At 72.1% G+C, this 25,321-nt stretch carries 29 protein-coding genes; 20 read left to right on the top strand and 9 right to left on the bottom strand.

Annotated elements, in window-relative coordinates; translation table 11 throughout:
• Nucleotides 1-553: 553 nt before the first annotated feature.
• The 5 genes from ACWEOZ_RS32280 to ACWEOZ_RS32260 are packed head-to-tail and all read left to right on the top strand — an operon-like array spanning nucleotide 554 to nucleotide 4,935.
• Nucleotides 554-2,485: a cytochrome c oxidase assembly protein gene (locus ACWEOZ_RS32280; protein ID WP_451914448.1), complete on the top strand. Its 1,932-nt coding sequence runs from the start codon at nucleotides 554-556 to the stop codon at nucleotides 2,483-2,485.
• A complete protein-coding gene (locus ACWEOZ_RS32275; protein ID WP_451914447.1) occupies nucleotides 2,470-3,057 on the top strand; it encodes a copper chaperone PCu(A)C in 588 nt (195 codons plus the stop codon). Before ACWEOZ_RS32280 ends, ACWEOZ_RS32275 begins: the two co-directional genes overlap by 16 nt.
• A complete protein-coding gene (locus tag ACWEOZ_RS32270; RefSeq protein WP_451914446.1) occupies nucleotides 3,054-3,245 on the top strand; it encodes a hypothetical protein in 192 nt (63 codons plus the stop codon). The genes ACWEOZ_RS32275 and ACWEOZ_RS32270 overlap by 4 nt, the downstream gene beginning before the upstream one ends.
• Before the next feature lie 17 nt (nucleotides 3,246-3,262).
• Nucleotides 3,263-4,420, top strand: a complete 1,158-nt coding sequence (locus ACWEOZ_RS32265; RefSeq protein WP_451914452.1) for a Dyp-type peroxidase — start codon at nucleotides 3,263-3,265, stop codon at nucleotides 4,418-4,420.
• On the top strand, nucleotides 4,417-4,935 hold the full coding sequence (locus ACWEOZ_RS32260; protein ID WP_451914445.1) for a copper resistance CopC family protein: 519 nt from the start codon (nucleotides 4,417-4,419) through the stop codon (nucleotides 4,933-4,935). The genes ACWEOZ_RS32265 and ACWEOZ_RS32260 overlap by 4 nt, the downstream gene beginning before the upstream one ends.
• Nucleotides 4,936-5,100: 165 nt before the next feature.
• Here ACWEOZ_RS32260 and ACWEOZ_RS32255 read toward each other — a convergent pair whose 3' ends face one another.
• Together ACWEOZ_RS32255 and ACWEOZ_RS32250 are read right to left on the bottom strand one after the other, a co-directional pair.
• The gene (locus ACWEOZ_RS32255) at nucleotides 5,101-5,628 is read right to left on the bottom strand and encodes a peptidase inhibitor family I36 protein (protein WP_451914444.1); all 528 of its coding nucleotides are present in this window, start codon (nucleotides 5,626-5,628) and stop codon (nucleotides 5,101-5,103) included.
• 140 nt (nucleotides 5,629-5,768) lie between these two features.
• On the bottom strand, nucleotides 5,769-6,356 hold the full coding sequence (locus ACWEOZ_RS32250) for a hypothetical protein (protein ID WP_451914443.1): 588 nt from the start codon (nucleotides 6,354-6,356) through the stop codon (nucleotides 5,769-5,771).
• Nucleotides 6,357-6,434: 78 nt separating this feature from the next.
• Between ACWEOZ_RS32250 and ACWEOZ_RS32245 the strand changes: the two genes are divergently transcribed.
• The 7 genes from ACWEOZ_RS32245 (at nucleotide 6,435) to ACWEOZ_RS32215 (ending at nucleotide 11,970) form a co-directional block, all read left to right on the top strand.
• On the top strand, nucleotides 6,435-6,800 hold the full coding sequence (locus ACWEOZ_RS32245) for a PadR family transcriptional regulator (protein ID WP_451914442.1): 366 nt from the start codon (nucleotides 6,435-6,437) through the stop codon (nucleotides 6,798-6,800).
• Nucleotides 6,797-8,317, top strand: coding sequence for a hypothetical protein (locus ACWEOZ_RS32240; protein WP_451914441.1), 1,521 nt, complete (start codon nucleotides 6,797-6,799; stop codon nucleotides 8,315-8,317). Before ACWEOZ_RS32245 ends, ACWEOZ_RS32240 begins: the two co-directional genes overlap by 4 nt.
• 139 nt (nucleotides 8,318-8,456) lie before the next feature.
• Complete coding sequence (locus tag ACWEOZ_RS32235) at nucleotides 8,457-9,710, top strand: serine hydrolase domain-containing protein (RefSeq protein ID WP_451914440.1); 1,254 nt, start codon at nucleotides 8,457-8,459, stop codon at nucleotides 9,708-9,710.
• Nucleotides 9,711-9,785: 75 nt separating this feature from the next.
• The gene (locus tag ACWEOZ_RS32230; RefSeq protein ID WP_451914439.1) at nucleotides 9,786-10,940 is read left to right on the top strand and encodes an alpha/beta hydrolase family protein; all 1,155 of its coding nucleotides are present in this window, start codon (nucleotides 9,786-9,788) and stop codon (nucleotides 10,938-10,940) included.
• Between the two features lie 17 nt (nucleotides 10,941-10,957).
• The gene (locus ACWEOZ_RS32225) at nucleotides 10,958-11,275 is read left to right on the top strand and encodes a putative quinol monooxygenase (RefSeq protein WP_451914438.1); all 318 of its coding nucleotides are present in this window, start codon (nucleotides 10,958-10,960) and stop codon (nucleotides 11,273-11,275) included.
• Nucleotides 11,276-11,284: 9 nt separating this feature from the next.
• Nucleotides 11,285-11,695: a TIGR03618 family F420-dependent PPOX class oxidoreductase gene (locus tag ACWEOZ_RS32220; protein WP_451914437.1), complete on the top strand. Its 411-nt coding sequence runs from the start codon at nucleotides 11,285-11,287 to the stop codon at nucleotides 11,693-11,695.
• Entirely contained in the window at nucleotides 11,692-11,970 is a 279-nt protein-coding gene (locus ACWEOZ_RS32215) for a hypothetical protein (RefSeq protein ID WP_451914436.1), read from the top strand. The genes ACWEOZ_RS32220 and ACWEOZ_RS32215 overlap by 4 nt, the downstream gene beginning before the upstream one ends.
• A gap of 21 nt (nucleotides 11,971-11,991) precedes the next feature.
• Here the strand turns inward: ACWEOZ_RS32215 and ACWEOZ_RS32210 are convergent, their stop codons facing one another.
• Together ACWEOZ_RS32210 and ACWEOZ_RS32205 are read right to left on the bottom strand one after the other, a co-directional pair.
• Nucleotides 11,992-13,008 carry a hypothetical protein gene (locus ACWEOZ_RS32210; RefSeq protein ID WP_451914435.1) on the bottom strand — a complete coding sequence of 339 codons (1,017 nt, stop codon included), beginning with the start codon at nucleotides 13,006-13,008 and terminating at the stop codon, nucleotides 11,992-11,994.
• 156 nt (nucleotides 13,009-13,164) lie between these two features.
• Entirely contained in the window at nucleotides 13,165-13,368 is a 204-nt protein-coding gene (locus tag ACWEOZ_RS32205) for a hypothetical protein (RefSeq protein ID WP_451914434.1), read from the bottom strand.
• Nucleotides 13,369-13,753: 385 nt separating this feature from the next.
• Here ACWEOZ_RS32205 and ACWEOZ_RS32200 point away from each other — a divergent pair, with 385 nt between their 5' ends.
• A complete protein-coding gene (locus tag ACWEOZ_RS32200) occupies nucleotides 13,754-16,702 on the top strand; it encodes a family 16 glycoside hydrolase (protein WP_451914433.1) in 2,949 nt (982 codons plus the stop codon).
• Nucleotides 16,703-16,785: 83 nt separating this feature from the next.
• Here the strand turns inward: ACWEOZ_RS32200 and ACWEOZ_RS32195 are convergent, their stop codons facing one another.
• Nucleotides 16,786-17,247: an SRPBCC family protein gene (locus ACWEOZ_RS32195; protein WP_451914432.1), complete on the bottom strand. Its 462-nt coding sequence runs from the start codon at nucleotides 17,245-17,247 to the stop codon at nucleotides 16,786-16,788.
• A gap of 171 nt (nucleotides 17,248-17,418) precedes the next feature.
• Between ACWEOZ_RS32195 and ACWEOZ_RS32190 the strand changes: the two genes are divergently transcribed.
• Nucleotides 17,419-19,494 (top strand): ATP-binding protein, encoded by a 2,076-nt coding sequence (locus ACWEOZ_RS32190; protein ID WP_451914431.1) that lies wholly within the window; start codon nucleotides 17,419-17,421, stop codon nucleotides 19,492-19,494.
• A 1-nt stretch (nucleotide 19,495) separates the two neighbouring features.
• On the opposite strand, the gene ACWEOZ_RS32185 is transcribed toward ACWEOZ_RS32190, so the two are convergent.
• A complete protein-coding gene (locus ACWEOZ_RS32185) occupies nucleotides 19,496-20,542 on the bottom strand; it encodes a medium chain dehydrogenase/reductase family protein (RefSeq protein WP_451914430.1) in 1,047 nt (348 codons plus the stop codon).
• A 154-nt stretch (nucleotides 20,543-20,696) separates the two neighbouring features.
• Here ACWEOZ_RS32185 and ACWEOZ_RS32180 point away from each other — a divergent pair, with 154 nt between their 5' ends.
• From ACWEOZ_RS32180 to ACWEOZ_RS32170, 3 genes are read left to right on the top strand one after another with little or no spacing between them, the layout of a single operon-like run.
• Nucleotides 20,697-21,017, top strand: coding sequence for an ArsR/SmtB family transcription factor (locus ACWEOZ_RS32180; protein ID WP_451914429.1), 321 nt, complete (start codon nucleotides 20,697-20,699; stop codon nucleotides 21,015-21,017).
• Complete coding sequence (locus tag ACWEOZ_RS32175) at nucleotides 21,014-21,463, top strand: SRPBCC family protein (protein WP_451914428.1); 450 nt, start codon at nucleotides 21,014-21,016, stop codon at nucleotides 21,461-21,463. Before ACWEOZ_RS32180 ends, ACWEOZ_RS32175 begins: the two co-directional genes overlap by 4 nt.
• Nucleotides 21,460-21,807 carry a nuclear transport factor 2 family protein gene (locus ACWEOZ_RS32170; RefSeq protein ID WP_451914427.1) on the top strand — a complete coding sequence of 116 codons (348 nt, stop codon included), beginning with the start codon at nucleotides 21,460-21,462 and terminating at the stop codon, nucleotides 21,805-21,807. The genes ACWEOZ_RS32175 and ACWEOZ_RS32170 overlap by 4 nt, the downstream gene beginning before the upstream one ends.
• 364 nt (nucleotides 21,808-22,171) lie before the next feature.
• On the opposite strand, the gene ACWEOZ_RS32165 is transcribed toward ACWEOZ_RS32170, so the two are convergent.
• Nucleotides 22,172-22,384, bottom strand: a complete 213-nt coding sequence (locus ACWEOZ_RS32165) for a hypothetical protein (protein WP_451914426.1) — start codon at nucleotides 22,382-22,384, stop codon at nucleotides 22,172-22,174.
• Between the two features lie 104 nt (nucleotides 22,385-22,488).
• Between ACWEOZ_RS32165 and ACWEOZ_RS32160 the strand changes: the two genes are divergently transcribed.
• The 3 genes from ACWEOZ_RS32160 (at nucleotide 22,489) to ACWEOZ_RS32150 (ending at nucleotide 24,167) form a co-directional block, all read left to right on the top strand.
• On the top strand, nucleotides 22,489-22,767 hold the full coding sequence (locus ACWEOZ_RS32160; RefSeq protein ID WP_451914425.1) for a hypothetical protein: 279 nt from the start codon (nucleotides 22,489-22,491) through the stop codon (nucleotides 22,765-22,767).
• On the top strand, nucleotides 22,760-23,476 hold the full coding sequence (locus ACWEOZ_RS32155; protein ID WP_451914424.1) for a hypothetical protein: 717 nt from the start codon (nucleotides 22,760-22,762) through the stop codon (nucleotides 23,474-23,476). The genes ACWEOZ_RS32160 and ACWEOZ_RS32155 overlap by 8 nt, the downstream gene beginning before the upstream one ends.
• Nucleotides 23,477-23,585: 109 nt before the next feature.
• Nucleotides 23,586-24,167 (top strand): hypothetical protein, encoded by a 582-nt coding sequence (locus ACWEOZ_RS32150; RefSeq protein ID WP_451914423.1) that lies wholly within the window; start codon nucleotides 23,586-23,588, stop codon nucleotides 24,165-24,167.
• A gap of 191 nt (nucleotides 24,168-24,358) precedes the next feature.
• Here the strand turns inward: ACWEOZ_RS32150 and ACWEOZ_RS32145 are convergent, their stop codons facing one another.
• Both ACWEOZ_RS32145 and ACWEOZ_RS32140 read right to left on the bottom strand, forming a co-directional pair.
• Entirely contained in the window at nucleotides 24,359-24,589 is a 231-nt protein-coding gene (locus tag ACWEOZ_RS32145; protein ID WP_451914422.1) for a hypothetical protein, read from the bottom strand.
• A 64-nt stretch (nucleotides 24,590-24,653) separates the two neighbouring features.
• Nucleotides 24,654-25,316: a GntR family transcriptional regulator gene (locus ACWEOZ_RS32140; RefSeq protein ID WP_451914421.1), complete on the bottom strand. Its 663-nt coding sequence runs from the start codon at nucleotides 25,314-25,316 to the stop codon at nucleotides 24,654-24,656.
• Nucleotides 25,317-25,321 lie beyond the last annotated feature (5 nt).

Here is a 25,321-nt window from a genome sequence, read left to right as displayed (position 1 = left end):
CCGGTCGGTCCGCACTGCCGGTCGGTCCGCACTGCCGGTCGGTCCGCACTGCCGGCCGGCTCGCGCTGCCGGCGCCCGGCCCGCGTCGGGCCGGGGCGGGGCGCTGTCGCCGACCGTCAGGCCGGCGGCCAGGACGCCCGCCAGACCGGCCACGCCCACGGCGTACGAGATCCGGATCGTGGCTCGGCGCCGCCGGCGGCGCCACTGAGGCGCGTACCGGCTGCAGCCGATAGCCCGCGTCGACGGCCAGGTGGTGCCTGGTCCGGCGCAGATACCGCTCGCGGTCCTCGCGCACCCGGCCTCACGAACGCATCAGCCGTTCCAGGGCCGCCTGCAGCAGGTCCTCGACGGCGGCCCGGCTCCCGGTGAGCAGGACCGCCGTGCCCAGCAGGGCACCACCGCGCTCAGCGACCAGCGTGGTCTGGAGCCAACGCTTCGACGGGCTGGAAATGCCGGTTCGCGAAAGGTTGAAGGATCGGGCCGGAGATTCTGCGGCCGGAGGCGCGGAACCACGGCCCCCATCCTTGCGACTCTTGTCAGAGTGCAGAGCGCGGTGCGGACGTCAGTCCTGATGGTGGCAGCTGCCGGCGCGGCGGCGGCGGTCCTCGTGGCGTCCCTGAGATTCGGTGCGGCGGTGGACGCCGCATTGCCGGGCATCCCCGGCCCCGGGGCCCTGACCGAGTGGGCGCTCCCGGCGCTGACGCTGCTGGCGACCGTCCTCGGCGTGCTGACGGTCGGCCTGACCGTCACCGCGGCCTTCCTGCTGCCCGGCGACGGCACCAGCGTGGCGGCCCACGGCTGGCTGCTGATGCGCCGATCGACGTGGCCGGCGCTGCTGTGGGCGGGCACCTGCCTGCTGCTGATCGTCGTCACCGTCTCCGATGTGCTGGGTGTGCCCGTTCCGCGGCTGAGCCGGCCGTCGGTGTCGAGCTTCGCGTTCTCCATCGCCCAGGGACAGGCACTGCTCCTGCAGGCCGGGCTGGCGCTGGTGGTGGCCCTCCTGAGCCGGTCCGGGGTGTCGCGTGGCCTGGCCGCGGTCACCGCCGGCCTGGCGCTGGTGGCGTTGCTGCCGCCGGCGTTCACCGGGCATTCCGCCGGGGCGGGCGACCATCAGCTCGCGGTGACCAGCCTGGCGCTGCACCTGCTGGCCGCGTCGCTCTGGGTCGGCGGTCTGGCCGGTCTGCTTCTCGTACGCCGCCACCGCCGTTTCGCCGAGACCGCCTCCCGCTACAGCCGCCTGGCGCTGGCCTGTTTCGTGGCCACGGCGGTCAGCGGCGCGGCCAACGCGGCGGTGCGGCTGGGCAGCTGGCCGGCTCTCGGCACCTCCCGGTACGGGCTCCTGGTCCTGCTCAAAGTGCTCGCGCTGCTGGCGGTCGGGGTGATCGGCGCTGTGCACCGCAGCCGTACCCTGCCGGCGCTGCGCTCGGGTGCCCCGTGGGCGTTCCTGCGCCTGGCCGGCGGTGAGCTGCTGGTGCTCGGGGCGGCGATCGGGCTGGCCGTGGGCCTGTCGCGCAGCCCGACGCCGGTGCCCGAGATCGCGGTCGAGCCGGATCCGCTGGTGGAGCTGCTGGGTTTCGACCAGCCCGGCCCGGTCACCGTGGCCCGGCTCCTCACCGATCCGTTGCCGGACCTGATCTTCCCGGTGGTCGTCGTGGTCGGCATCCTGACCTATCTGGCCGGGACGCGCCGGCTGCGCCGGGCCGGGCACGCCTGGCCGGCGAGCCGCACGGTGTCCTGGGTGGCCGGCATGCTGCTGCTGGGTGCGATGACCGGCCTGGGCGTGGCCCGGTACGGATACGTGCTGATGAGCGCGCACCTGGTGCAGCACGTCGTGCTGGCCACGGTCGTGCCGATCCTGCTGATCGGTGGCGCCCCGGTCACGCTGGCCCTGCGGGCATTGCGGAGACCCGCGGACCCCCAGGTGCGCGGCCCGAGGGAGTGGCTGCTGCTCATGCTGGACAGCCGGCTCCTGCGGTTCGTGAGTCGTCCACCGGTCGCGCTGGCCGTCTCCGTCCTCAGCCTTCAGGGGCTGTACCTCACCGGTCTGCTCGGCCGGCTGATGCGCTACCACCTCGGACACCTGGCGATGCTGGCGTCCTTCGTGGGCGTCGGCATCCTGCTGTTCCGGGTGCTGCTCGGGGCGGCCCGCCGGCGCGTTCATCCGGCCGTGCTGATCGTGGTCCACCTCTTGACCGTGGCAGCGCAAGCTCACCTCGGCCTCATCCTGCTCAGGTCAACCTCAGTGATCGCCGCGGACTGGTACACCGCCGTGCATCCGGTGTGGGCGCCGTCGTTGCTCGCCGACCAGCGTCTTGCCGCCCGGCTGTGGTGGGCGTTCGGGGCGCTGCCGGCCGCGGTCGTCCTGCTGGCGCTCATCCGGCGGTGGATCCGGGGAGATCACGGTGCCGGGAACTTCTCCCCGGGGGATCCCGACCAATCCTGTGCGAACCCCAACAAGGAACGGATACCATGTCAAACCCCTTGAACCGGAGCTCCCGCCGTACCCTGGCGGTCGCCCTGCTCGCCGGCGCCCTGACCACCCTCGGCCTCGCCGGCTGCGGCGGCACCGACGCCGCCGGCGGCACGCCGGTGCCCGCCGCCGCACCCACGGCCTCGGCCGTGACCGGGCTGGTCGTCAAGGACCCGTGGGTCAAGGCCGCGAAGGCCGGCACCATGACCGCCGCCTTCGCGATCCTGGTCAACGACAGCGACTCCGACATCACGGTCGTCAGCGCCGAGTCGCCGGCGTCCCCGATGGAACTGCACGAGATGACCATGCAGGACGGCAAGATGCTGATGCGGCCCAAGCAGGGCGGCTTCGTCATCAAGGCCAGGAGCACCCACGAGCTGGGGCCCGGCGGCGACCACCTGATGCTGATGAAGCCGGCCGCGACGATCGACGCCGGCAACGAGGTCACCTTCACCCTGAAGCTGGCCGACGGCGGGACCGTCCCGTTCACCGCGATCGCCAAGCCGTTCGCCGGGGCGGGGGAGAGCTACGACCCCGGCATGTCCATGCCGGCTTCCGGCATGCCGATGGGCAGCGCGGCGCCGTGACACCGCGTCTCGCCGCCAGCTTCACCCCGGCCACCCCCGGGATCGCCGCCTCTCCGGCGAGCCGGCGGCGCCTGCTCGCCGGAGGCGCCGTGACACCGCGTCTCGCCGCCAGCTTCACCCCGGCCACCCCCGGGATCGCAGCCTCTCCCCGGCGAGCCGGCGGCGCCTGCCCGCCGGAGGCGTCGTGACACCGCGTCTCTTGCCGGTGAGCCGGCGTCGCCTGCTCGCCGGGGGAGCCCTCGCCGGCCTCGGCGCGGCCGCTGCCGTCGCGGCGACCGGAGACTCCGCGCCGGTCCCGGTCGCGGCCTCCGCCCCGCTGGACACGGGTACGGCCACAGTCGCGTTCCACGGCCCCCGCCAGGCCGGGGTGGCCGAGGATCCGCCCGCGCACGCCGCGTTCGTCGCTCTCACCCTGGCCGCCGGCACCGACCGGCGCGTCCTGGCCCGGATGCTGCGCCTGCTCAGCGATGACGCGGCCCGGCTCACCCAGGGCGTCGCGGCGCTCGGCGACACCGACGCCACCCTCGCCGTGCTGCCGGCCCGGTTGACGGTCACCTTCGGATTCGGTCCCGGCCTGTACCGCGCGGCCGGGCTGCCCGCCCCGATCGCGGACCTGCCGGCGTTCTCGATCGACCGGCTGGAGCGGCGCTGGTCCGGCGGGGACCTGGTGCTGCAGATCTGCGCGGATGACCCGCTCACGGTCGCGCACGCCCAGCGGATGCTCATCAAGGACGCCCGGCCGTTCGCGGCGGTGCGCTGGGTGCAGCAGGGTTTCCGGCGCGGCCCCGGCGTGCAGGCGCCCGGGCACACCCAGCGCAACGTGCTGGGCCAGCTCGACGGCACCGCCAACCCGCGCGGCGCCGAGATCGATCCGGCCGTCTGGAACCCCGACGGCTCGACCACCCTGGTGGTCCGGCGGATCCGCGCCGAGATCGAGAAGTGGGACCTGCTCGCCGTCGCCGACAAGGAGAACGCGACCGGCCGCCGCCTGGACTCGGGCGCGCCGCTGAGCGGCTCCCAGGAGCACGACGAGCCCGACTTCACCGCTCTCGACGACGCCGGGCTGCCCCGGATCCCGGACTTCTCGCACGTCACCCGGGCCCACGTCACCGACCCGGCGCTGAAGATCCTGCGGCGGCCGTACAACTACGACGGGGTGCCCGACGCCCTCGGGCACCCGGACGCCGGCCTGATCTTCGCGGCGTACCAGCGGGACATCGCCCGGCAGTTCGTGCCCATCCAGCAACGCCTCGCGGACAAGGACCTGTTGAACGAATGGATCACCCCGATCGGCTCGGCCGTGTTCGCCGTACCGCCGGGCTGCGCGGAGGGCGGCTGGATCGGCGAGCGGGTGCTCACATGAACAAGCTCTTGCTCACCTTCGCCGCCTTCGTCGCCGTGCAGCTGCCGGGCTCCCCGGCGTGGGCGCACGCCGAACTGACCGCCTCGGCCCCCGCCCGGGACGCGACGCTCGCCGCGGCGCCCACCTCGGTCACCGTGACCTTCAGCGAACGTCTGAACCCGGAGTTCACCACGATCGTCATCAGTGACAGCGCCAGGCAGCGCCTGGCCGCCTCGGCGCCCGTTGTCGAGGCCGGCTCGGGCACGGTGACGCTCAGCCCGCCGCCGGGCAACGGCACCTACACGGTCGCCTACCGCGTGGTCTCGGTGGACGGCCACACAGCCCAGGGCTCGTACGCCTTCACCGTCGCCGATCCGGCCCTGCCCCCGGCGCCCACGACCGCGCCCGCGATGGCCGCGCCACCGGCCGGCTCCGGCGGCACGTCCGCCACGCTGCTGATCGGGCTGGGTGTGCTCGCCGCGGTGAGCGCGATCCTGCTGTTTTTGTCGCGGCGGCGGGCCCGACTGCGGCTCTAAACCCTTATAAATAAGGGGTTCAGGTGTGGGTGGCGGGCGAGGCGGCGGGTCATGATGATGGTCATGACCCATTGGACCATCGCGCCGTGGTGATGTCCGAGGCCGGCGATGGGTACCTCGGCCCCATCCGACCGTTCACGGCTCAGTACTACGGGCCGGACGTCGTCAACAAGGGGATCCGGGAGTCGTGAAGCGGCCGCAGGCGTAGAGGCTCGTCACGCGGTCGCACCAGTCGCTGCTCTGGCAGGTGGCGTAGCCGCTCGCCGCGACCGTGCGGTTCCAGCCGCCGGCGTTGCAGTTCACCCAGTCGTACACCCGCACGTCGGTGTTGGTGTCGTTCCACCAGCTCTCGCCGTCGTCCTTCGCCGAGCTGCCCAGGTTCCAGCAGTGTCCGGGAGCCCCGGCGATCCCGTTGAGGCTGTACCGGTGGAACTCGCCGTCGTAGTTGGTGCTGTCCCACTGGCAGAAGTAGGTCCAGCTGCACTGCCCGAGGCTGCGCCGCGAGACGAGGGCGACGCTCTCCACCTCGTTCACCTGCCGGAAGGTCAGGACCTCGCCGGTGCTCACGCGCTCCTGGTAGGTGCTGCCGATCTTGTGTGCGGCCCCGGGTGGCAACACGGTGGCCGCCTCCGCGGGCTCGGCGGTGAGCAACACCAGCGCAGCGGCGAGCACTGCCATGAGTTTTCTGATCATCCCCGTGCCTCTCCCGTGAAAGGTCCAGCCTGCGGCGCGGCACGTTACGCAAAGCGACGGCCCGGCGACTGTATGGCCACAATAGAAGGAAGTCGAGGTTCAGCGGAAGAGTCCCAGCCGCAGAGCCGTCGCCGCGGCGCTCAGCCATACGGCCCGGCCGCGCCTCCCACCGTCACGTGCGTCGTGAAGACGAGAGGCAGCCCTGCTTCCGGAACGACCGTGACAGCCACCACGGTCGCGCTCGGTCCTATGGGGATGGACGCGAGGGCCACCCGGTCGGTCACCCGCTGCACGGCGGCCGTCCCGTCGGCGCCATCGACGCTGATCGCCCAGGACCGCACCCGGCCGACGCTGTCGCCGGCGCACAGATGCACGAGCGTGGCCGACTCCGCGCCCGGCTCGGTCCGCAGCCGCAACAGATGCCCGCCGGCATAGGCCTCGACCGAGGCCCGGGCCGCACTCGGTCCGGTCTCGGGCCGTCCGGCGGGCACACCCGCGAACAGCAACGCGACGCTGAGCACCAGCACCGCCCCGGCGACCGTGAACCCAGCGACGCCCCGCCCCGCCCTCGTCAGTACTTCCGGCTCCGGTGCACTCCAGGCTCGCGTCAGCACGACGCCGTCAGCGCTGTGCCGGGCGACGTACGCGCTGCGCGCGGAGGCGCCACGGTGCCGGGCGACCCGGCAGTACCGGGTGCCGGCGGTCCGGCTGTGGCTCTCGGAACTCATGATCGGATAGTCGTCGCCGGGAAGCCTGCGGTTCCGCGGCAGCTTGCCCGATACTCAGATGATCTCTATATTGAGTTCATGGCTGCCTCGATGCGGGAACCCACGTTCTGGATCCTCACCGCCCTGGCGTCGGCGCCCCGGCACGGCTACGGCGTGATCCAGGAGGCCACCGCCCTCTCCGGCGGCCGGGTGGTGCTCCAGGCCGGCACGCTGTACGCCGCGCTCGACCGGCTGACCGCCGAGGGCCTGGTCGAGGTCGACCGCGAGGAGCTCGTCGACGGGCGCAACCGGCGTTACTACCGGCTCACCCACCAGGGTGCGACGGCTCTGACCGCCGAGACCGAACGGCTGCGCGCCAGCCTGGAGGCGGCGACCAGCCAGCTCAAGCGGTTCGGGCTCGGCCCGGCCGGCGCGCACCGGTCCGGCCCGCGGGTGGCATGGTGAACGACCTGGTGACCTCGTCCACCACCGCCGATCGGCGGCTGCTGCGGGCGTACCGCCGGCTCCTGCGGGCCTATCCGCCCGGCCCGCGCCGCGACGAGCTGCTGGACACGCTGGTGGAATGCGCGCCGCCGGGGTGGCGCCGGCCGGCCCCGCGGGAGGTCGTCAACCTGATCCGGCACGGCAGCCGGGCCCGGCTGGGCCGGCCGAAGAGCCGCGGCATCGTCGTGCTGACGTTGTTCGTCGCGCTGGCCGGCGGATGCCTCGGCGCCGGCGCGGCCAACTGGCTCGGCTGGCACGCGGTCGGGCCGCTGCCCGCCGGCGCCGAGGCCGCCGAGATCAGCGCGACCGTGTTCCCTGGGCTCCAGGTTTGGGGCGGCGGCGAGGCTTCCCGGGTGGTCAGCCAGAGCGACGGCGAGGGCATCGAGTACGGGTACGCCGTCTCGTGGGTCAAGCACACCGCGGCCACCCGGGACGTCGCCGCCTACACCGCCGGTGTCCGCGCCCGTCTGGAGGCCGCCGGCTGGACGGTGACCGGCGTCGACCCGCCGCTGGACGAGACCGACGTCGTGGGGGCCGATGCGGCCGACCGCTTCGAGAGCTTCACTGCCACCCGCGGTGCCCTGGGCATACGTTTCAGCGACTATTACTGGGCCGGGCGCCCGGCCTACGACGGTGACGGCAACGCCACGTACTTCCTGTGGCAGGAGCCGCCGTCGTGGCTGAAGACCGTGACCTGGCTCGGTTTCCCGCCCGGCGCGTTCCTCGCCTGGCTGGTGACCGGCTGGGCGAGCCGCCGCCTGGAGCCCAACCCCGGGATGAGCGCGCCGGCCGCCATCGGCGCGGTGCTCGCCGTGCTCTGCGTCGTCCCCGCCACGCTGCTGACGCTGTCGTCCGACGGGCGGGCCGACGAGACCGCCGGGCCGGCCTGGCAGGGGCTGGCCTTCGCCCTGAAGACCCCGGCCGTGCTGTTCGGCGTCCTGGCCGCCCTGCTCTTGTTCATCGCGGCGGTGCAACGGCCACCGCGCCGGCTCCCGCAGTGGCGGCGGCAGGCAGCGCAGGCGCTGGACGTGATGCGGCGCAGGCCGAGGGCGGCCGTCGCGCTGGTCATCGTCGGATCGCTGCTCACCGGCTCGGGCCTGTACGCGCTGGTCACCGAGCAGCTGCGGCCGGGATCGTGCACGCCGGCGGTGCCGTCGGGCATCGTGGACCCGCCGGGCGCGCGGACCAGCGACCGGGCCCGGGTCTTCATCGACCGGCAGGCCACCGAGGACCAGCGCAACCTGGCCCAGGCGGCGATCTGGCGGGGTATGGGTGGCAGCCCGAGCTTCGCCGGGGATCCGCGGGCGCCCGGTTTCCTGAGCCCGTACTGCGCTCACGGCCGGGTCGACTCCGAGATCGCCGAGAGGCTGCCCAGCCACTGGAGCGTCGAGCTGGCCAGCCCGGGCCTGTTCGCCGGGCTGGCGGCCGAGATGATGGCGATGCCCGGCGTGGTCGCGGTCCAGCACGTCCCGGACTGAGCCCGGCGGACCGGCCTGGTATCGGGGGCGTATCGAAATCCGCATACGCCGGTGCGACAACCCTTCGTCTTCACTGGAGCACGGACCACAGCGCTTCATTCGTCGACCTCGGGTTCGTCCACCGGAAGGGATCGTGATCATGGGCTCCGACTCGTCACGTGGCATCGACCGGCGGCGGCTGGTCGCCTGGGGCGGAATAGCCGCCGCCGGCGCGGCGGCCGGCGGTGCGCCGCTGCTCGGCGCCCGGACCGCCTACGCCGGGCCGTCCGGGCGCGACCGGATTCCGCCGGACACCAGGCCCGGAGGGGCCTTCGACCGGTACGTGGCGAAGCTCGCCGCCGAGGGCAGGTTCTCCGGCGTGGTGCTGCTCTCGTACCGCGGCCGGACGGTGCTGTCCCGCAGTTACGGCATGGCGGACCGGGAGAAGGGGATCCGCAACCACGAGGGCATCGCCTTCAATCTCTCCTCGGCGAGCCAGCCGTTCCTGTCGGTGGCGGTCCTGCAGCTGCTTCAGCAGGGCAGGCTGGCGCTCTCGGACCCGGTGAACCGGCACCTGACCGGCCTCTCCGCGACAATCTCCGATCAGGTGACCATCCACCACCTGCTCATCGGTACGTCCGGGCTGGACGCCCCGATGCCGGACTGGCAACGCGTCTTCCACAGCCGGGAGGAGGTCCACGAGTACACCGGGCAGTGGTCGCGGCAGGCGACGCTGGTGGGGGTCCCAGGCGCCGGGTCCAACGGCCACCGCCCCGGCGCCGGCGTCGGCCTGGCCATGGCCGCACAGATCGTGGAGGCCGTGTCCGGCATGACGTTCTGGGACTACGTGCACCGGCACGTCTTCCGGCGTTGCGGCATGACCGGCTCGGCGTACTTCACCAGGGAGCAGTGGCTCACCGAAGAGCACATCGCGCACCCGTACATGCTGCAGGCCGACGGCAGCCTGGTGGACGCCGTTCGCCACCTGGACAAGGGCAGCGTGTTCCCGCCCATCGCCGGCCGGAATCCCGGCCGGAGCTTCATCGGCCACGCGTCGGGCGACGGCTTCGCCACCGCGCCGGACCTGGTCCGCTTCGCCGAAGCGTTGCGGGCCGGGGCGGTGCTGAGCCGGCCCTACGCCGACCTGTTCGCCGGGGCCAAGCTCCCCGGCCCGGATCCCACGTCGTTCGACGGGTACACGATGCCGCTCAGCATCAGCAACGGTCAGTGGGTGTTCGGGCGCGGCGGCGCGGGGGCCGGTATCGGCGCCAACTGGAGCGTCTACCCGGACACCGGCTGGGTGAGTGTCGCCCTCAGCAACGACGACAACGTCGAGCTCCAGGAGCTCCTGCTGCGGCAGGAGTCCGCTATCACCGGCGCGCCGGCCACCCCGCCACCAGGCGCCGGCGGCTGAGGTAGTGCTCGGTATACCCCCGGGCTCCATCGCGGGCTAATGCGCCAGGCCGGTCCGATCGGCTTGGCTGGTCGCATGACGACAACGCTCGACCTCGCCAGGAGAGCCGCCGCAACCGTCGTGCTGACGGTCGCGGCGGCCGCGGTCGCACTCGCCCCCTCGCTGCCATCAGCTGCCGGCACCGCTTTCGCGTTGCCCCGGCCGTCCGGGCCGTACGCCGTCGGCCGGGACGTCCTGCACCTGGTCGACCGGTCCCGGCGCGACCCGTGGGTGCCCGCCGGCCCCCGAGAGCTGATGGTCTCGATGTACTACCCCGCGAAGGCTCACTCCGGCCGTCCGGCGCAGTACCTGACCACCACCGAGGCCCGCCTGTTCCTCGAGGACCGCGACCTCGGCGGCGTCGTCGCACCGGAGGCGCTCAGCGGCACCCGTACCGCCGCCCGCGCCGCGGCCCCACCGCGCCGCGGCCGATACCCGCTGGTGGTGCTCTCGCCCGGCTTCACCCTGCACCGGCACACGCTCACCCACCTCGCCGAGGAACTGACCAGCCACGGGTACGTGGTCGCCGCGGTCGACCACGCCTACGAGTCATCCGGCACCGCCTTCCCCGGCGGCCGCACCCTCACCTGCACCGCCTGCACGGCTCTGGAAGGTCAAGGACGTGAGGGGTACGCCCGGATCGCCACCGGCCGGGCGCAGGACATCTCGTTCGTCCTCGACCGGCTGACCGGCACCCGCCCGGCGTGGCGCCACGCGGCGCTGATCAACCGCGCCCGGATCGGAGTAGCGGGCCACTCGATCGGTGGGAACGCCGCCTCCGCCACCATGGCAGCCGATCCCCGCGTCAAGGCCGGCATCACCATGGACGGCACGTTCTTCGCCCCCGTCCCCGCCGACGGCCTCGACGGGCGCCCGTTCCTGCTGCTCGGCCAGCCCGACCACATCCCCGGCGGCACCGACGACACGTGGGACTGCGCCTGGCGACGCCTCGACGGCTGGAAGCGCTGGCTCACCGTCACGGGAGTCGGACACCTCGACGTCACCGACACCGCGGTGCTGGCCGACCAGGCCGGCCTCCCGGACACCGGCTCGCCCCTGCCCGGCGACCGGACCGCGCGGATCGTGGGCGACTACGTGACCGCGTTCTTCGACCGGCACCTGCGCGGCGCGCCCCGGCCACTGCTGGACGGCCCCACCCCGCACAATGCTGAGGTGGTCTTCCACCCCTGACGCACGGAGGTGTCAACGTGTTCGCACTCGTGGTGCGGTTCGACTGCCGGGACGAGGCCGCGGCGGCCCGCTTCGACGAGCTCACCGCCGTGGCGGTCCGGCAGATCACCGAGCGGGAGCCGGGCACGCTGATCTACGCCACCGCCGCGGTCGAGGGCGAGCCGCTGGCCCGGGTGTTCTACGAGGTGTACCGGGACCGGGACGCCTTCCAGGCCCACGAGCAGGCCGAACACGTACGGGACTTCCACGCCCGCAAGGATCCCCTGCTGAGCGGCACCCGGGTCGAGTTCCTCACCCCGGGTGCCGCCAAAGGCCTGGACCAGGGACGGATCTAGGCTGAGGGCATGCCGACCACGCCCATGCCCACAGCCGTCCTCGACCTCCTCCGCCGGCCCAACCCGGCCGTCATGGCCACGGTGGCCGCCGACGGCCGCCCGGTGACCGTGGCCACCTGGTATCTCCTGGAGGACGACGGCCGCGTGCTGCTGGGCCTCGACGCGACCCGGGCCCGCATCAAGCACATGCGCACGGACCCCCGGATCTCTCTGACGGTGCTGGCCGACGACGACTGGTACACCCACGTCAGCCTCCAGGGCCGCGTCGGCCCCCTCGCCGAGGACGAGGACCTGCGCGACATCGACCGGCTGGCCCGGCACTACACGGGCAACGAGTACCCGAACAGGGTGAGCCCCCGGGTCAGCACGCTGATGACGGTCGAACGCTGGCACGGCTGGGGAAAGATGCGCGAGCAGTGACCCCCGGCGGGCCGGTGTCCGTGCAGGTGCACTGCCGGCTCACCGTCACGATCGAGGACGCCGAGGTCGTCGCCGCTCTCGCGGTGCGGCGCCTCGGCGAGGCCGACATCGACTGGGCCGAGGAGGAAGACGACCTGGCGACGGCGAGCGAGCAGCTCAGGGACGACCTGCTCGCTTGCGTCGCGAGCTTGGCCGACCCTGCGCGCATGTTCGACGAAGTCCCGGGTGTCAGCGTCCAAGGCGGTCATGTCTGGGCCGAGCCGGCCGGCCGTTAGCCGAGCTCGTCGCTTGTCGCGTCAAGCCCATCGCTTCGCCATGTGCTCGAACGCGGCGCGCGGCGCCGGCAGCCTGGTGAAAGTGCCGGCTGCGGTGCGGAAGACACAATCGCAGCCGTAGCGGTGAAGCAGTTCGACGCAGGCGGCGGCCGGCCTGGTCGGGAACAACGCGGTCAGGCGCGTCAGCGGCTCGGGGCTGTGCGGGGCGTAGTCGAGCAACTGGGCCAGCGCCTGACGAACGAACCTCCGGCCGGCGTCGCGCTTGGCCTCGACGATCTCAGCTCGGCCGTGATCCACGATGTAGAGGTCGGTGATCCCGTCCGCGGTGCGCGTCCGGCACACCTCGATCCCGGGATCGAGAGTCTCGCGGAAGCTCTCGACGAGGAGCGCCTCAGCGCGGTGGACCAGCGTCGTGCCCTGCGCCTGCTCGTAACTCGTCGAGGAGGTGTGGATCGCCTCGAGCGCGATCTTCTGGGCGCCGCTGAGAGCGGCCGTCACCTGCTCCTCGGTCCAGCCCGCGTCGAACGCGGAGGTCCGGGTCTCGATCCGTAGACCGTCGATGAGGGTGGCGCCCTTGGTGTCGTCGACGAAACGCAGACCCATGAAGTTGTCGCCGGCGTTGAAGCCGGGCAACTCCCAGACCTCCTCGTACGGGATGTCCGTGGGCTGGAAGGACAAGAGGCTGTACACGTTGCGGTAGCTGCCGCGGTCCTCGTGCGCCGACCACAGGGTGTCGGCGAAGCGTGCGTTGCAGAAGCTGTATCCCACCTCACCGATCGCCCGCACGAGCTTCTTCCCGGTGAAGAGGATGACGTCGCCGGTCGTGAGCTTGGCCATGTTGACGTCGTGGTTGCCGGTGGCACCCCAGAACCTCGCCGTACCTGAGGGATGGAGCCGCTCGAGGTGGAGACGCTCGTCCACGCTGAGCGCCGCACGCCGCGCCGGCGTGGTGAAGTCCACCTCCTTGTCGAGGGTGTCCTCCCAGTGCCGCCACGCGTCCGGGTTGCCGTACGACGGCTGGATGACGACCTGGGGCATGCTCACTCCTCGGGCGGCCGGGGGCCAGATCGCGCGGCCACACACGACCTTGCTGGGACTGCGTGTACGCGCAATCTACCCGCGCGGGGGTCCCGGACCGAGCATGGAAACGGGGCTGTTCGGAGGCAACGCGTACGCCGATCGCCGACACGGACCTCACCCTTCAGCGACGGCGGCGACGATCCGGTGCAGCGACGTCTCGATCGTTCGGCTGGTTTCGTAGACGTCGGCCCGGTTGTCGATCTCGTTGGCCGACTCCCAGTCCCACTCGCCGTCGCCCGTGGACATGACGAACCAGAGCCGGCCGCTGACCGGATGCAGGAACAGGGCGCATCGCCACTGCCTGACCAACAGCGTCATGGGCTGCGTGGAACAGATCAGCCGGCACGCGCAGCCCGTGACATCGAAGGAGAGCCGCGGTGAGCCCTGATGAGCAGGGCAGCGGCAGTCGCAGCGTCGATCAGCTGAATGCGGTGTGGTCATGGAGGGTCGCCGATCTTGACGGAGGACGGTGAATGGCCCGCCAAGCTTGGCGGTACCAGCGGCCGTCGCGCCGCCGGCTGTGGATACCCGGGGTGCTGTGGATAGCCGTCCGCTGTGGGCGTACAGGCGTGGTAGAGCTCGACCACCACTTTTGTCTCCTGAGTGGAAAGTTGGATTACATACGGCAGAAGATATGGACGTGGCGTCGAAAGTGGATCAGGATGTTCACGTCTTCGAAGTGAGCTGGTAACAGGGGAGCGCCGTGAAACGTCTGCTAGTGGCTGCCTTACTCATCGGAACATTCATCGCCGCACCTGCTTATGCCGCCGAGCTGCCGCCCCAGGAGCCGGGCGTCACGCTGCGGACCTACCACATCGGCCTGCCCCTCAACCGGGTCTGTGAGCTCAAGCCCGGCCAGACCCCCAATGTGGACAAACTGATGCCCACAGTGGACTGGTCGACCGCCGAGCAGTTCGGGCTCGAGGACAACTTCGTCACGCACGCGCTCGCCAATCTCACCGTGCCCGCTGACGGTTCATACACGTTCCGGCTCACCAGTGACGACGGCTCGAAGTTGTGGGTCGGTGACACCCTCGTCGTCGATCATGACGGCCTGCACGGCGCCGAGCCCAAGGACGGTGCGATCACCCTGACCGCGGGCGTGCACCCGGTGCGGGTCGAGCACTTCGAGCGCGACGGCGGTCAGCAGCTCACCCTCGCCTGGCGGCCGCCGGGCGCCGACGACTTCGCGGTGGTGCCGGCCGGTGCGCTGAGCACCGACGCCGGCGTGGTCCGGGTGACCGCGCCGGGGCAGAAGGAGTGTGTCGCCGGCACCGACGCCCCCGGTGACGGGCTGCCGCTGACCGCTGTGCACCCCGGCTACGACCTCACCGACCTGCGCCCACCGGGCTTCGAGCCGCAGGTCACCGGCATCGCCTGGCGGCCCGACGGCAAGATGGTGCTCAGCACCTGGGGCGGCTCCGACAAGGTGGCCGGTGAGGTCTACCTGGTCGACAAGGTGACCGGCAAGACCGGTCCGGCCAAGGTCACGTACCGCAAGATCGCCGACGGGCTCAAGGAGCCGATGGGCATCGCGGTGGTCGACGACATGGTCTACGTGTCCCAGAAGCACGAGCTCACCGAGCTGCGTGACACCGACGGCGACCAGGTGCTCGACACCCGCCGTACGGTGGCGGTGTGGCCCTTCGGCGGCAACTTCCACGAGTTCGCGTTCGGCCTGCTCTTCAAGGACGGCAACTTCTACCTGAACCTGTCCGTGGCGATCAACCTCGGCGGCGCCACCACGGATCCGCAGCCGGTCGCTGGTCGCGGCACGAGCATCGTGGTCAACCGGCGCACCGGCAAGGTCACCACGGTGGCCGGTGGCCTGCGCACCCCGAACGGGATCGGCTGGGGGCCCGGCGGTGACCTCTACGTCACCGACAACCAGGGTGGCTGGCTCCCGTCGTCCAAGCTGCTCAAGATCAAGCAGGGGGCGTTCTACAACCACTACACCAACCCGGACGGCCCGTTCGACGCCGAGCCGGTGACCCGGCCGGTGCTGTGGCTGCCGCAGAACCAGATCGCCAACTCGCCCAGCACCCCCGTGCTGCTCAAGTCGGGGCCGTACCAGGGGCAGCTGCTGATCGGTGACGTCACCTACGGCGGGCTGCAGCGGGCGTACCTGGAAACCGTGCACGGCCAGGAGCAGGGCGCGGTCTTCCGGCACACCCAGGGTCTGGAGGCCGGCATCAACGAGGTGTCGATCGGGCCGGACGGCGCGATCTATCTGGGCGGGCTCGGCGCCGAGGGCAACTGGGGCCAGGAGGGCAAGCTGCGCTTCGGGTTGCAGAAGCTCACGCCCAACGGCAAGACCGTCTTCGACATGAAGACGATGAAGGCCACCGCGACCGGCTTCAAGATCGAATACACCAAGCCGTTGTCCGACGCGACCGTCACCGCGCTGCCGACCGCGTACAAGGTCGAGCAGTGGCGGTACGCGGCGACCGCGCAGTACGGCGGCCCCGAGGTGGACAAGGAGACGCTGCCCGTGACCGCGGCCAAGGTCTCCAGCGATCGCAAGACCGTCACGCTGACCGTGGCCGGGCTGCGCCGCGATCGCGTGGTGCACCTGCGCTCGCCGCGCCCGTTCAGTGCCCGTGACGGTGAGGCGCTGTGGAGCACCGAAGCCTGGTACACGATGAACGAGGTTCCCGGTGAGCAGGCGCAGCAGGTCTACTACGAGGCCGAGGAGGGCAACCGCGAGGGTGGGGCCGGGCTGGCCACGGACCACCGCGGCTTCTCCGGCATCGGCTTCGCGGCCGGCTTCGGCTCGCTCAACTCCTCGACCACCATGCACGTCACCGTCGACAAGGCCGGCGACTACGAGGTCGGGCTGCGCTACTCCAACGGCCCGAACCCGTTCAGTGGCACCAAGACAGTGAGCGTGCACGTCAACGAGCGCAAGGTCCGCCAGGTCTCGCTGCCGTCGACGGTCACCTGGGACGAGTGGGCGACCGCCACGGAGAAGCTGTCCCTGCGCAAGGGCCTCAACACGATCCAGTACCGGGTCGACGCCCTCGACACGGGACATGTGAACCTCGACCTGATCAGCGTGCGCCGGGCGGGACAGCGGATCACCCTCTTCGACGGGCACGGCCTCGACAACTGGCTGCACACCGACGGGCGGCTACCGCAATGGCCGGCCGTCGCGGGCGGCGCGACCGAGGTGTGCTGCGGTGACCTGCGCACCAAGGACGCGTTCGGCGACTACAAACTGCATGTCGAGTTCAAGGTTCCGTTGCTGCCGGAGGTCGTGACCGGGCAGAACCGTGGCAACAGCGGCGTCTACCAGCAGGAGCGCTACGAGATCCAGATCCTCGACTCGTACGGGGACACGACGCTCGACAACAACGAGGCGGGCGCGATCTACACGATCAAGGCCCCGGACGTGAACATGGCCACCGCGCCGGAGACCTGGCAGAACTACGACATCACGTTCCGGGCGGCCCGCTACGACGCGGCCGGCGCCAAGACCGAGAACGCCCGGGTCACCCTGGTCTGGAACGGCAAGAAGGTGCACGACAACGTCGAGATCCCCCGGGGCACCGGCGGCAACATCCCGGAGGGCCCGGCCACCGGCGCCATCCGTCTGCAGGACCACGGCAACAAGGTGCAGTACCGCAACGTGTGGATCGAACCCGTCCGCTGAGGACTGTCCGTCCCTGACCGGCCCCGGCGATGTCGCCGGGGCCGGTTCTGTCTCTCGTCGCCCTCATCAGGCTCACGTGAGCATCAGGTGGCTTCGGCCCGCAGCTTGAGGTTGCCCAGCCACGTGGTCAGCGAGGAGTCCAGGGCCTGCTGCGCGTACGGGATGTCGGCCTCGACCGGCCCCCCGCTCCACGACTCCTCGGTGTGCACCAGCACCCCGCCGCCCGGCGCCTCGGTGAACTCCCAGACGTGCACCCCGTCGATGCCGTTGGCGGGGCCGCCCCAGACCACCCGGTGCTGCGGCACGACCTGCCGGACGGTGGAGGTGATGTCCAGGCCCTCGACGTGCCAGCGGAAAGCCGAGCCCGGCCGCAACGGGCCGGGCGTGAGCAGTTCCATGCTGCCGACGCCGGACTGCCACTCGGGCCAGGACTGCAGATCCGTGTGCAGCCGCCAGACAACCTCCAGCGGGGCGTGGATGACGATGCTGTGCCGGGCGATCACCGGCGCGTTCTCGTCGATGGCGGGTGGGGGCGTACCGGTCATGGTCTGTCTCCTGTCGCCGGCGCCGGGCCGGTGCCCGTCGCTCACCTCGACTCTCGGCCCGATCGCGGTCCGTCCGGAAGCGGGCACCGGGGTCCAGCGGGGTCCAGCCGTGTCCACCGGGCCGCTGGTCTGGGACAATCGCGCCGGCGGACCAGCCCGGGAGGAGCCACCATGCGGTCGGAGACGGTTCCCGGCTCGGCCGGGCGTGGCCTGGCGCGCCGGCTGGAAGCCGCCCGCGCCCGCGCCTTCGTGGGCCGGGAGCACGAGCTCGCGGCGTTCCGGGCCGCACTGTCCGGCGACTCGCCCGTCGCCGTGTTCTGGGTCCACGGGCCGGGTGGCATCGGCAAGTCGACGCTGACCCGGCTGTGGGTGCAGGCCGCCCGGGCGGCCGGGCGGTCCGTGATCGAGGTCGACGGACGGTTCGTCACCCGGGACCCGCAGGAGTTCGAGCGGACGGCGGCCGCGGTGCTCGAGGACGGTTCCGCCGTGCTCGTCGTCGACTCCTTCGAGCAGTGCCAGTGGCTCGAAGGCTGGCTGCGCGAACGCTTCCTGCCGCGCCTCACCGACGGGGCGCTGGTGGTGCTCAGCGGCCGCGGCCGGCCCGAGGCCGAGTGGTCGGTGGATCCCGGCTGGTCGCAGCTGCTGGCCGTGTTCGAGCTGGCGCCGCTGACCTCCGAGCAGGCCGGAGCGTTGCTGGCGGCCCGGGGAGTCGGCCCGTCCGACGTGCCCGCCGTCGCGGGATTCGCCGGTGGCAACCCGCTCGCGCTCTCGCTCGCCGCCGCGGTCATGCACCGTCCCGCGGACGAGGACCGGGACTGGACGCCGACCGGCGAGGTGCTCGCGACCCTGATGACGCGGCTGATCGGCGACGTTCCCTCGGCCACCCACCGGCGAGCCCTGGAGGTGGCGGCCCAGGCCTACGCGACCACCGAGGAGCTGCTGCTCGCGGCCCTGCCGGACGAGGACGCCGGGGCACTGTTCGGCTGGCTGCGCGGGCTGCCGTTCATGGAGTCCGCGCCGCAGGGGCTCTTCCCGCACGACGCCGCGCGGGAGACGCTCGTCGCGGACCTGCGCTGGCGGTCACCCCAGGCGTACGACGGCATCCGGGAGCGTCTGCTGCAGGTGTACTTCCGCCAGGCCCGCGAAGCTCCGGACGACCGGATGCTCGACGCCATGGGCCGGGCCTTCTACCTCTACCGCGACGTGCCGCTCGTGGGCGCGATGTATTCGTGGTCGCGTCAGGGCGGCGTGCACGAGGAGGACCTGGCTCCGGAGCACCTGCCGCGCGTCCTGGAGCTGTGCCGCGCGGCCGAGGGCGAGGAATCCGCGGCGCTGGCCGCCTACTGGTACGCCAAGCAGCCGCACGTCTTCCACATCTTCCGTGACGTCCGCAGCGGCGAGATCGTGGCGTTCTCGGCGCACCTGGTGCTCAGCGTCCCGGCCGATTCCGAGGACCTCGCGACGGACCCGGTGGTCGCCGCCGCCTGGGAATACAGCGACGCCACCAGCCCGGCTCGGCCCGGCGAGCACATCTCCATCACCCGCTTCGCGGTCCATCCCGCCGCGTACGAGCAGCCGTCCGCGGTGCTGGAGCTGAACCACTGGCGGGCGCTGGTGGAGGCGTACCGGGCGACCGGACGGGCCCACGACTTCGACGTCTACCAGGACATGGCGGCCTGGACGGAACGCCTGGGCACCGCCATGGCCGACTCCGGCCGGCGCGTACGGGTGGGCGGCGCCATCTACGGGCTGTTCGTCAACGACTGGCGGCAGGAGTCGTTCGAGGAGTGGTTCCGCGCCGTGGTCAGCGGGACCGTCCCGGCCAGCGTCGGCGACCAGGGTGCCGTCGCGTCACGCCCGGCTCCGCCCCCGGCTCCGGCGATGGGTGCCGGGCCGGACCGCGAGGAGTTCGACGAGTACGTCCGCCTCGCCCTGCAGACTTGGCGCCACCCCGAGGGCTTCGCCTCGAACCGCCTGCTGCACCGGCCGTTCCTGACCGCGGCCGGCGGTGACCCGGCCGTCGTCCTGCGCGCCATGGTCCAGGAAGCGGTCGACGCGATGGGTACGGACCTCGCCGGGGTGAAGGCGCACGCGGCTCTGGTGGCGACCTACTTCTCCGGGGCGCCGACCCATGAGGCGGCGGCGCGACGGCTCGGCCTGCCCTTCGGCACGTACCGCCGGCATCTGCGGGCGGCGGTCGCCCGGGTGAGCGACGTGCTGTGGGAGGCCGAGTCGGCGTCCCGGTGACTCACCGTCCCGGCGCGGTACCGCGGTCGACCACGAGGACCACCTTGCCGACGACCGTGCGGGACTCGGCCAGCCGCAGCGCCTCGCCGGCGCGTTCCAGCGGCAGCTCGGCCGCCACCTGCGCGGTGAGGACGCCCTGGGCCAGCAGGGCGAAGACCTGTCCGAGGTCCTCGCGCAGCCGGGCGCGGAAGACCTGCTGGCGGCGCCGGCCGCCCCACACGTTGTAGAACGAGGCGGACCGGCCGTTCGGCAGGTAGTTCCACACCGCCAGGCGGGTGGCGAGGGCGACGACCGGCAGCAGGGGGTTGCCCTTGTCGTCGCGGGTCGAGGCGGTGCCGTAGGCCACGAGCGTCCCGCCCCGGGCGAGCAGGCGGAACGAGTCCACGATGCCGGGGCCGCCGACGTGGTCGAAGACGGCATCCACTCCGCCGGGGGCCAGGGCCCGGACCTGAGCCGGGAGGTCGGCGGCGGTGTAGTCGAGCGGGATCGCGCCGAGGTCGCTGACCGCCGTACGGTTGCGCGCCGAAGAGGTGCCGAGCACCCGGATGCCGGCGTGCCGGGCCAGCTGTACGAGGGTGGAGCCGACGCCGCCGTTCGCGCCGTGCACGAGGATCGTCGCGCCGGCCCGGACCTTCGCGACGCGGTGCAGCATCTGCCAGGCGGTGATGCCGTTGACCACGAGGGTCTCGGCCTCGCTGGGGGTGATGCCGTCGGGCACGGGGACCAGGTCCGCCGCGTCCAGCAGGGCGGTGGACGACCAGCCGCCGACCTTGGTCAGGGCGGCGACCCGCTGCCCGGTCAGTGCGGGGTCGACGCCGGGACCGACCGCGGCGACGGTGCCGACGAGGTCGTAGCCGGGGACGAAGGGAAAGGCCGGCTGGGCGAAGTAGCGCCCGCGCCGCATCTGCTGCTCGGCGAAGGAGACCCCGCTCGCCTCGACGGCGACGAGGGCCTGGCCGGGGCCGGGGGCCGGGGTGGGGCGCCGGCGTACGAGCAGCTGCTCGGGCTCGACGATGCCGGGCAGAACGATCTCGGTCGTGGTGGCCATGGAAGTTCCTCCTCCGTCAGGGGTGCGAGGTGGAGTCTTCGTCGGGCCGGCGTCCAGCCTCCAGGGTTCAGCGCTGTCCAAGCCCGTCCAGCCCGGTCCATCCCTAACGCAAACGTTCACTTGTGCAAGCGAAGGTTTGCGTTAAGGTGAAGTCATGGACTTCGACTCCGCCTTCGCCGCTCTCGGCGACCCCGTCCGGCGGTCCCTGGTGGCCCGCCTCGCGCACGGAGACGCCACGGTGGGGGAGCTCGCCGCCCCGTTCGACCTGACCTCGCAGGCGATCTCCCACCACGTCGGTGTGCTGCGCCGCTGCGGCCTGGTCGAGCAGCGCCGCGAGGGCACCCGGCGCCCCTGCCGGCTCCGGGCCGACCAGCTCGCACTGCTCAGTACGTGGATCGACGACCAGCGCCGCACCTGGGCCGACCGGCTCGACACCCTCGAGCAGCACCTCGCCGAAGAGGAGAGCAGCCGGTGACCGCCGACCTGCGCGGCGATGAACTGATCGCCCGGCGCCACCTCCCGGCCGGACCCGCCCGCATCTGGGCGGCTTTCACCTCACCGGCGAGCATCGCGGCGTTCTGGGGCGGTTCCCATGCGACAGTGCCCACCGGCTCGGTCACCGTCGACCTGCGCCCGGGCGGGGAGTTCGCCCTCGACACCCGGGCGCCCGACGGCACGACCCGCCGGCTGCGCTTCGTCTATGTGACCGTCACCGAGCCGCACGAGCTGGTGTTCGACGAGCCCGTCACCGGCCTGCGCACCACCGTGACGATCCGCCCGGCGGACACCGGCACGGACCTCACCGTCCACCAGCGCCGGCTCCCCCCGGAGCTGCGAACCACTCAGGCGGCCGACGGACTCGCCTCGATCCTCGAAGCCCTCGAAACCCACCTGCGGCACCCCGAACGGAGCACCTCGTGACCCAGCGCGACCTCGTCGAGGAGTACTTCGCCGGCTTCCGGACCGGCGACCACCCGCGCATCCTGGCCACCCTCACCGATGACGTCGAGTGGGTCATCCACGGCCACCGGACCACCCGCGGCAAGGCCGAGTTCGACGGCGAGATCGAGAACCCGGCCTTCACCGGCCACCCCGAGCTCGCCATCCACCGGGTCCACGAGGACGGCCCGGTCGTCATCACCACGGGCGAGGGCCGCGGCGCCACGGTCGACCACGGCCCGTTCCGGTTCGCCTTCAACGACCTGTTCACGTTCCGCGACGGCCGCATCGCCCGGGTCGACTCCTACGTCGTTCCCCTGCCCTGAGGCTGCTGTCAGCGACCGCCGAGAGGCGCCCAGCACAGTCTTCACCAGCAGGCCTGCGCGGCCGTCGGCCTCGGCCAGCTCGGGCGCGTCGTCGGGGAGCAGGTAGACCTCGTTCATCAGAGCCAGGTAGACCTGCCGGCACCGGGCCGGACCGGCGGCGGTGATCGCGCCCGCCGCATGCAGGGGGGTGAACAGCAGATCGAGGCCGTCCAGGACCTCCAGGCCGGGCGCCGATCTTGAGCTCGAAAGCGAGCAAAGGCCTCGGCCTCGCGATCGCCCCGGGGCGGCCCCGATGCCCGACAGCACGGCCAAGGCTGCCTCAACTCCTTCTCCCGCGGGCTGGCTGAGAAGCTGGGACGCGCGCTCATCTGATGGAGGCAGGGACGGCTTCGCCGCCCAGCTGGCGGAGCGCATGGGCATCGGCCACGGGACGCTGCTCGCCGCGATGTCGGGCCAGAGCCGCATGCTCACCGGCGCCCTGATCGAACCGGACGCGGTCGCCCGCGGTGCTCCTGCTGTCGTCCCTGGCCATGCCCAGCAGGATCGGCGCGAACTGGCGTATCGACGCCGGCGCCACCGAATACGTCTAGGTCCGCGTAACTGTCTTCCGACGGTAGCGGCAGCTCACCGGCCCGTCGATGGTCCGGACCGACTATCCCGCCGCGCGGAGATGACGTCTCCATGATTGTGCATTTCTGGTCATGCCGGCATCGCGCCGACGTTCATACGCTCGGCGCACCACACCCCCACAAGGAGAGTTGCTGGTTCAGCGTCAGTAGCCAGGAACAGACGCTCGACGGGCACACGGTCAAGAGATTGTCGGTCGGCAAGGCATCGATCGTCCTGGCCCGGATGCGCGTCAAGGCGCCGCAGACCACCGACCTGACCTACGACGTCCACCCGGGGGACGTGGCTATCCAGACACCGGAACTTCAATTCCGAGGGAGTGGACATGACTGACGCCAACGCACGGATCCGCCTCAGCTCGGTGCGTGCCATCGACGAGGGCGACGGGCCGGGCAGTGCCGAACCGTACCTCTGGACGGTCTTCTTCAAGATCGACGGCTCCACCGCCTCGGTGACCAGGACGTTGACCCTGACCGGGCGGTCGACCGTGATCCCCACGACGGGCAATCAGGGCGACCTGCCGAACCACGACGTGGACGACGGCGAAGTCGTCCTGGTGCCCATGGCGCTCGGCCAGTACCGCACCCGCCTGCGGCCCATTCCGCTGCAGGAACCGGCCGGCCCGATCAAGGACATCAGCGGCGTCATCGGCATGATCGCCGTGCTGATGGAGCAGGACAACACACCGGCCGCGGCCATCCGCGACGGGCATCGCGCCTTGAACCGGGCGGTCCAGCGGGAGCTCGACGCGCTGATCCCGACCCTTGGCTTCCTCCATCAGGAGCCGACCACGGAAGAGATCCAGGAGATGACCCGGCGAATCGGCGGCACGGTGGAGAAGGCCATCCGCAACGACGTGAGTTCCTGGGAATGGCTGTCCGGCCTCGGCAACATGGACGACAAGATCGGCAGCATGGTCGTCCAGTACTCGCAGCAGGAGCTGCTCGACGCCGGCGACGCCGGTCTCCGGTTCACCCGGCGTTTCGCCAGCGAGGGTAAGTGGGAGCTGTCGGGCCGGGCCTCCGCCCATCGGATTCCCTGAACTGGAGCCGGCGACCATCGGCGACGCACCCTGACGCCCGCCTTGATCGTTAGTCGGCGGAGGCACCCGTCGGTTCGCGGGCGCCCACGGACCGATTCAGGAGTCACACATGTCTTGGCGTTGCCTTACCCGGCCGGCTGTCGCCGGTGCGACGCTCGCCGCCGGTGTCGCGTTCGCCGCCCCGGCGTCCGCGGCGGTGACCTACAACCCCGTCACCCGCACCGGTTTCGTCGCCGCGGCGGACGTCCGGCAGGCCTTCGGCTGGACCCCCGCGAAGCTCGCCGCGCGCGCCGGTGGTGTCGCCTTCGACCACGATTTCTGGACCGATGACACCTACTCCGTCGTGTGCGGCAAGCGCACGTACCCGCTGGTGCATCACCGGGAGTTCGGGCGTTACGAGCTGACCGACGCCGTGGTCCGCGGCGGTGGTTCCCGCGCCGCCGCTCAGTACGGCACCCGGAGCATCACCGGGTTCCGGCTCGCGGGCGCGAGTTTCGGCATCTCGGGCACTTCGGTGGCGCCCGCGGTCGGCCAGCCCTGCCCGAGCCGGGTGAAGGGTTCGACGATCAACGCGCTGCGGCTGGTGTCGTCGGCCACCGGCTGGTCGCTGGCCGCCCGCTCGGGCGACGTCAGGCGCCAGCTCCTGACGAGCGGCAAGGGCGCGCCGCAGCCTCAGACCCCGAGGTCGTAGCGGCCTGGCCGCAGCGGCGGGCGCCCCGGCCGGGCCGCCACGAGGTCCCGATCGAGCTTCGTCGCCGGCCGGGTAGGCCGAGCGCGTGCGCACCCCAGGATGACCCTGCCGTCGGACCAGCTGACCTGCCGCGCCTCGAGACGCACGGCGACCGGTTCAGCGCGGCGCTCGACCCTTGTCAGACCCAGCTGTCAGTCCCTCTCGGCGTCGGCTGCCGCGTCGGCCTCGCCCACCGGGACGCCGTCGGAGTCGCGGCTGGCGTGGTCCAGGTCGACATCAGCACCGGTACGGGCGGCGTCGGCGTCGCGGTCCGAGGCGCCGACGGTCGGACCGCCACCACCCTGGTCCGCTTCGTTGTCGACGAGGTCGCCCGCGATGGTCGCGGCGAGGGGGAGCCCGGCAGCGGACGGGGTTTCGGTCATGGCCGTGTCCTTTCTGCAGTGTGCCCGTCGCGTACCCGGCGCCGCCGCCGTGAAACGCCGCCCGCTACCGGCGCAGGTTCGCCATCAGAAGGCCGCGGGTGGCCTCCAGGTGGGCGCGCATGGCCGACTCGGCGGCGGCGCCGTCCCGGGCCAGCACGGCGGTGACCACGGGCTCGTGCTCGGCGTGGATCTCGGCCAGGGTGCGTCCGCTGGCCGTGGTCGGCGGTCCGAGCAGGGCGGTCGTGCTGCGCAACTGCTCCACGATGGCCGCGGTGCGGGCCCGGCCCGCGGCCCGCAGCAGCAGGTCGTGCAGGGCGCGGTCGGCGGACCAGAAGGAACCGTCGTCGCCGCGGGCGGCCGCGGCGGCCATGGTGACCAGCGCCGCCCGGATGGTGGCGTGCTGCTCGTCGGTGGCCTGCTCGGCGGCCCGGCGGGCGGCGGGCGGTTCGAGGGCGAGGCGGATGCCGATGATCTCCTCGATGTCGTGCGCCCGGGGCGGGAGCACCCGGAAGCCGCGGTTGCGCCGGATCTCGACCAGCCCCGCCTGGGCCAGCCGGAGCAGGCCCTCGCGGACCGGGCTGCGGGACACCCCGAGCAGGTCGGCCAGCTGGTAGACGGAGTAGGTCTTGTCGGGCACGAGCTGACCGGCCGCGACGCCGTCCCGGACGGACTGGGCGACGGCGTCGGCTAGGGTGGGCGCCTCCGACGGCAGGGCGAGCTCCGGCATGAGTA

The organism is Actinoplanes sp. NPDC004185, from assembly GCF_053603475.1.
The sequence above is the reverse complement of the archived record's forward strand: the minus strand, read 5'-3'. Positions and strand labels throughout refer to the sequence as shown.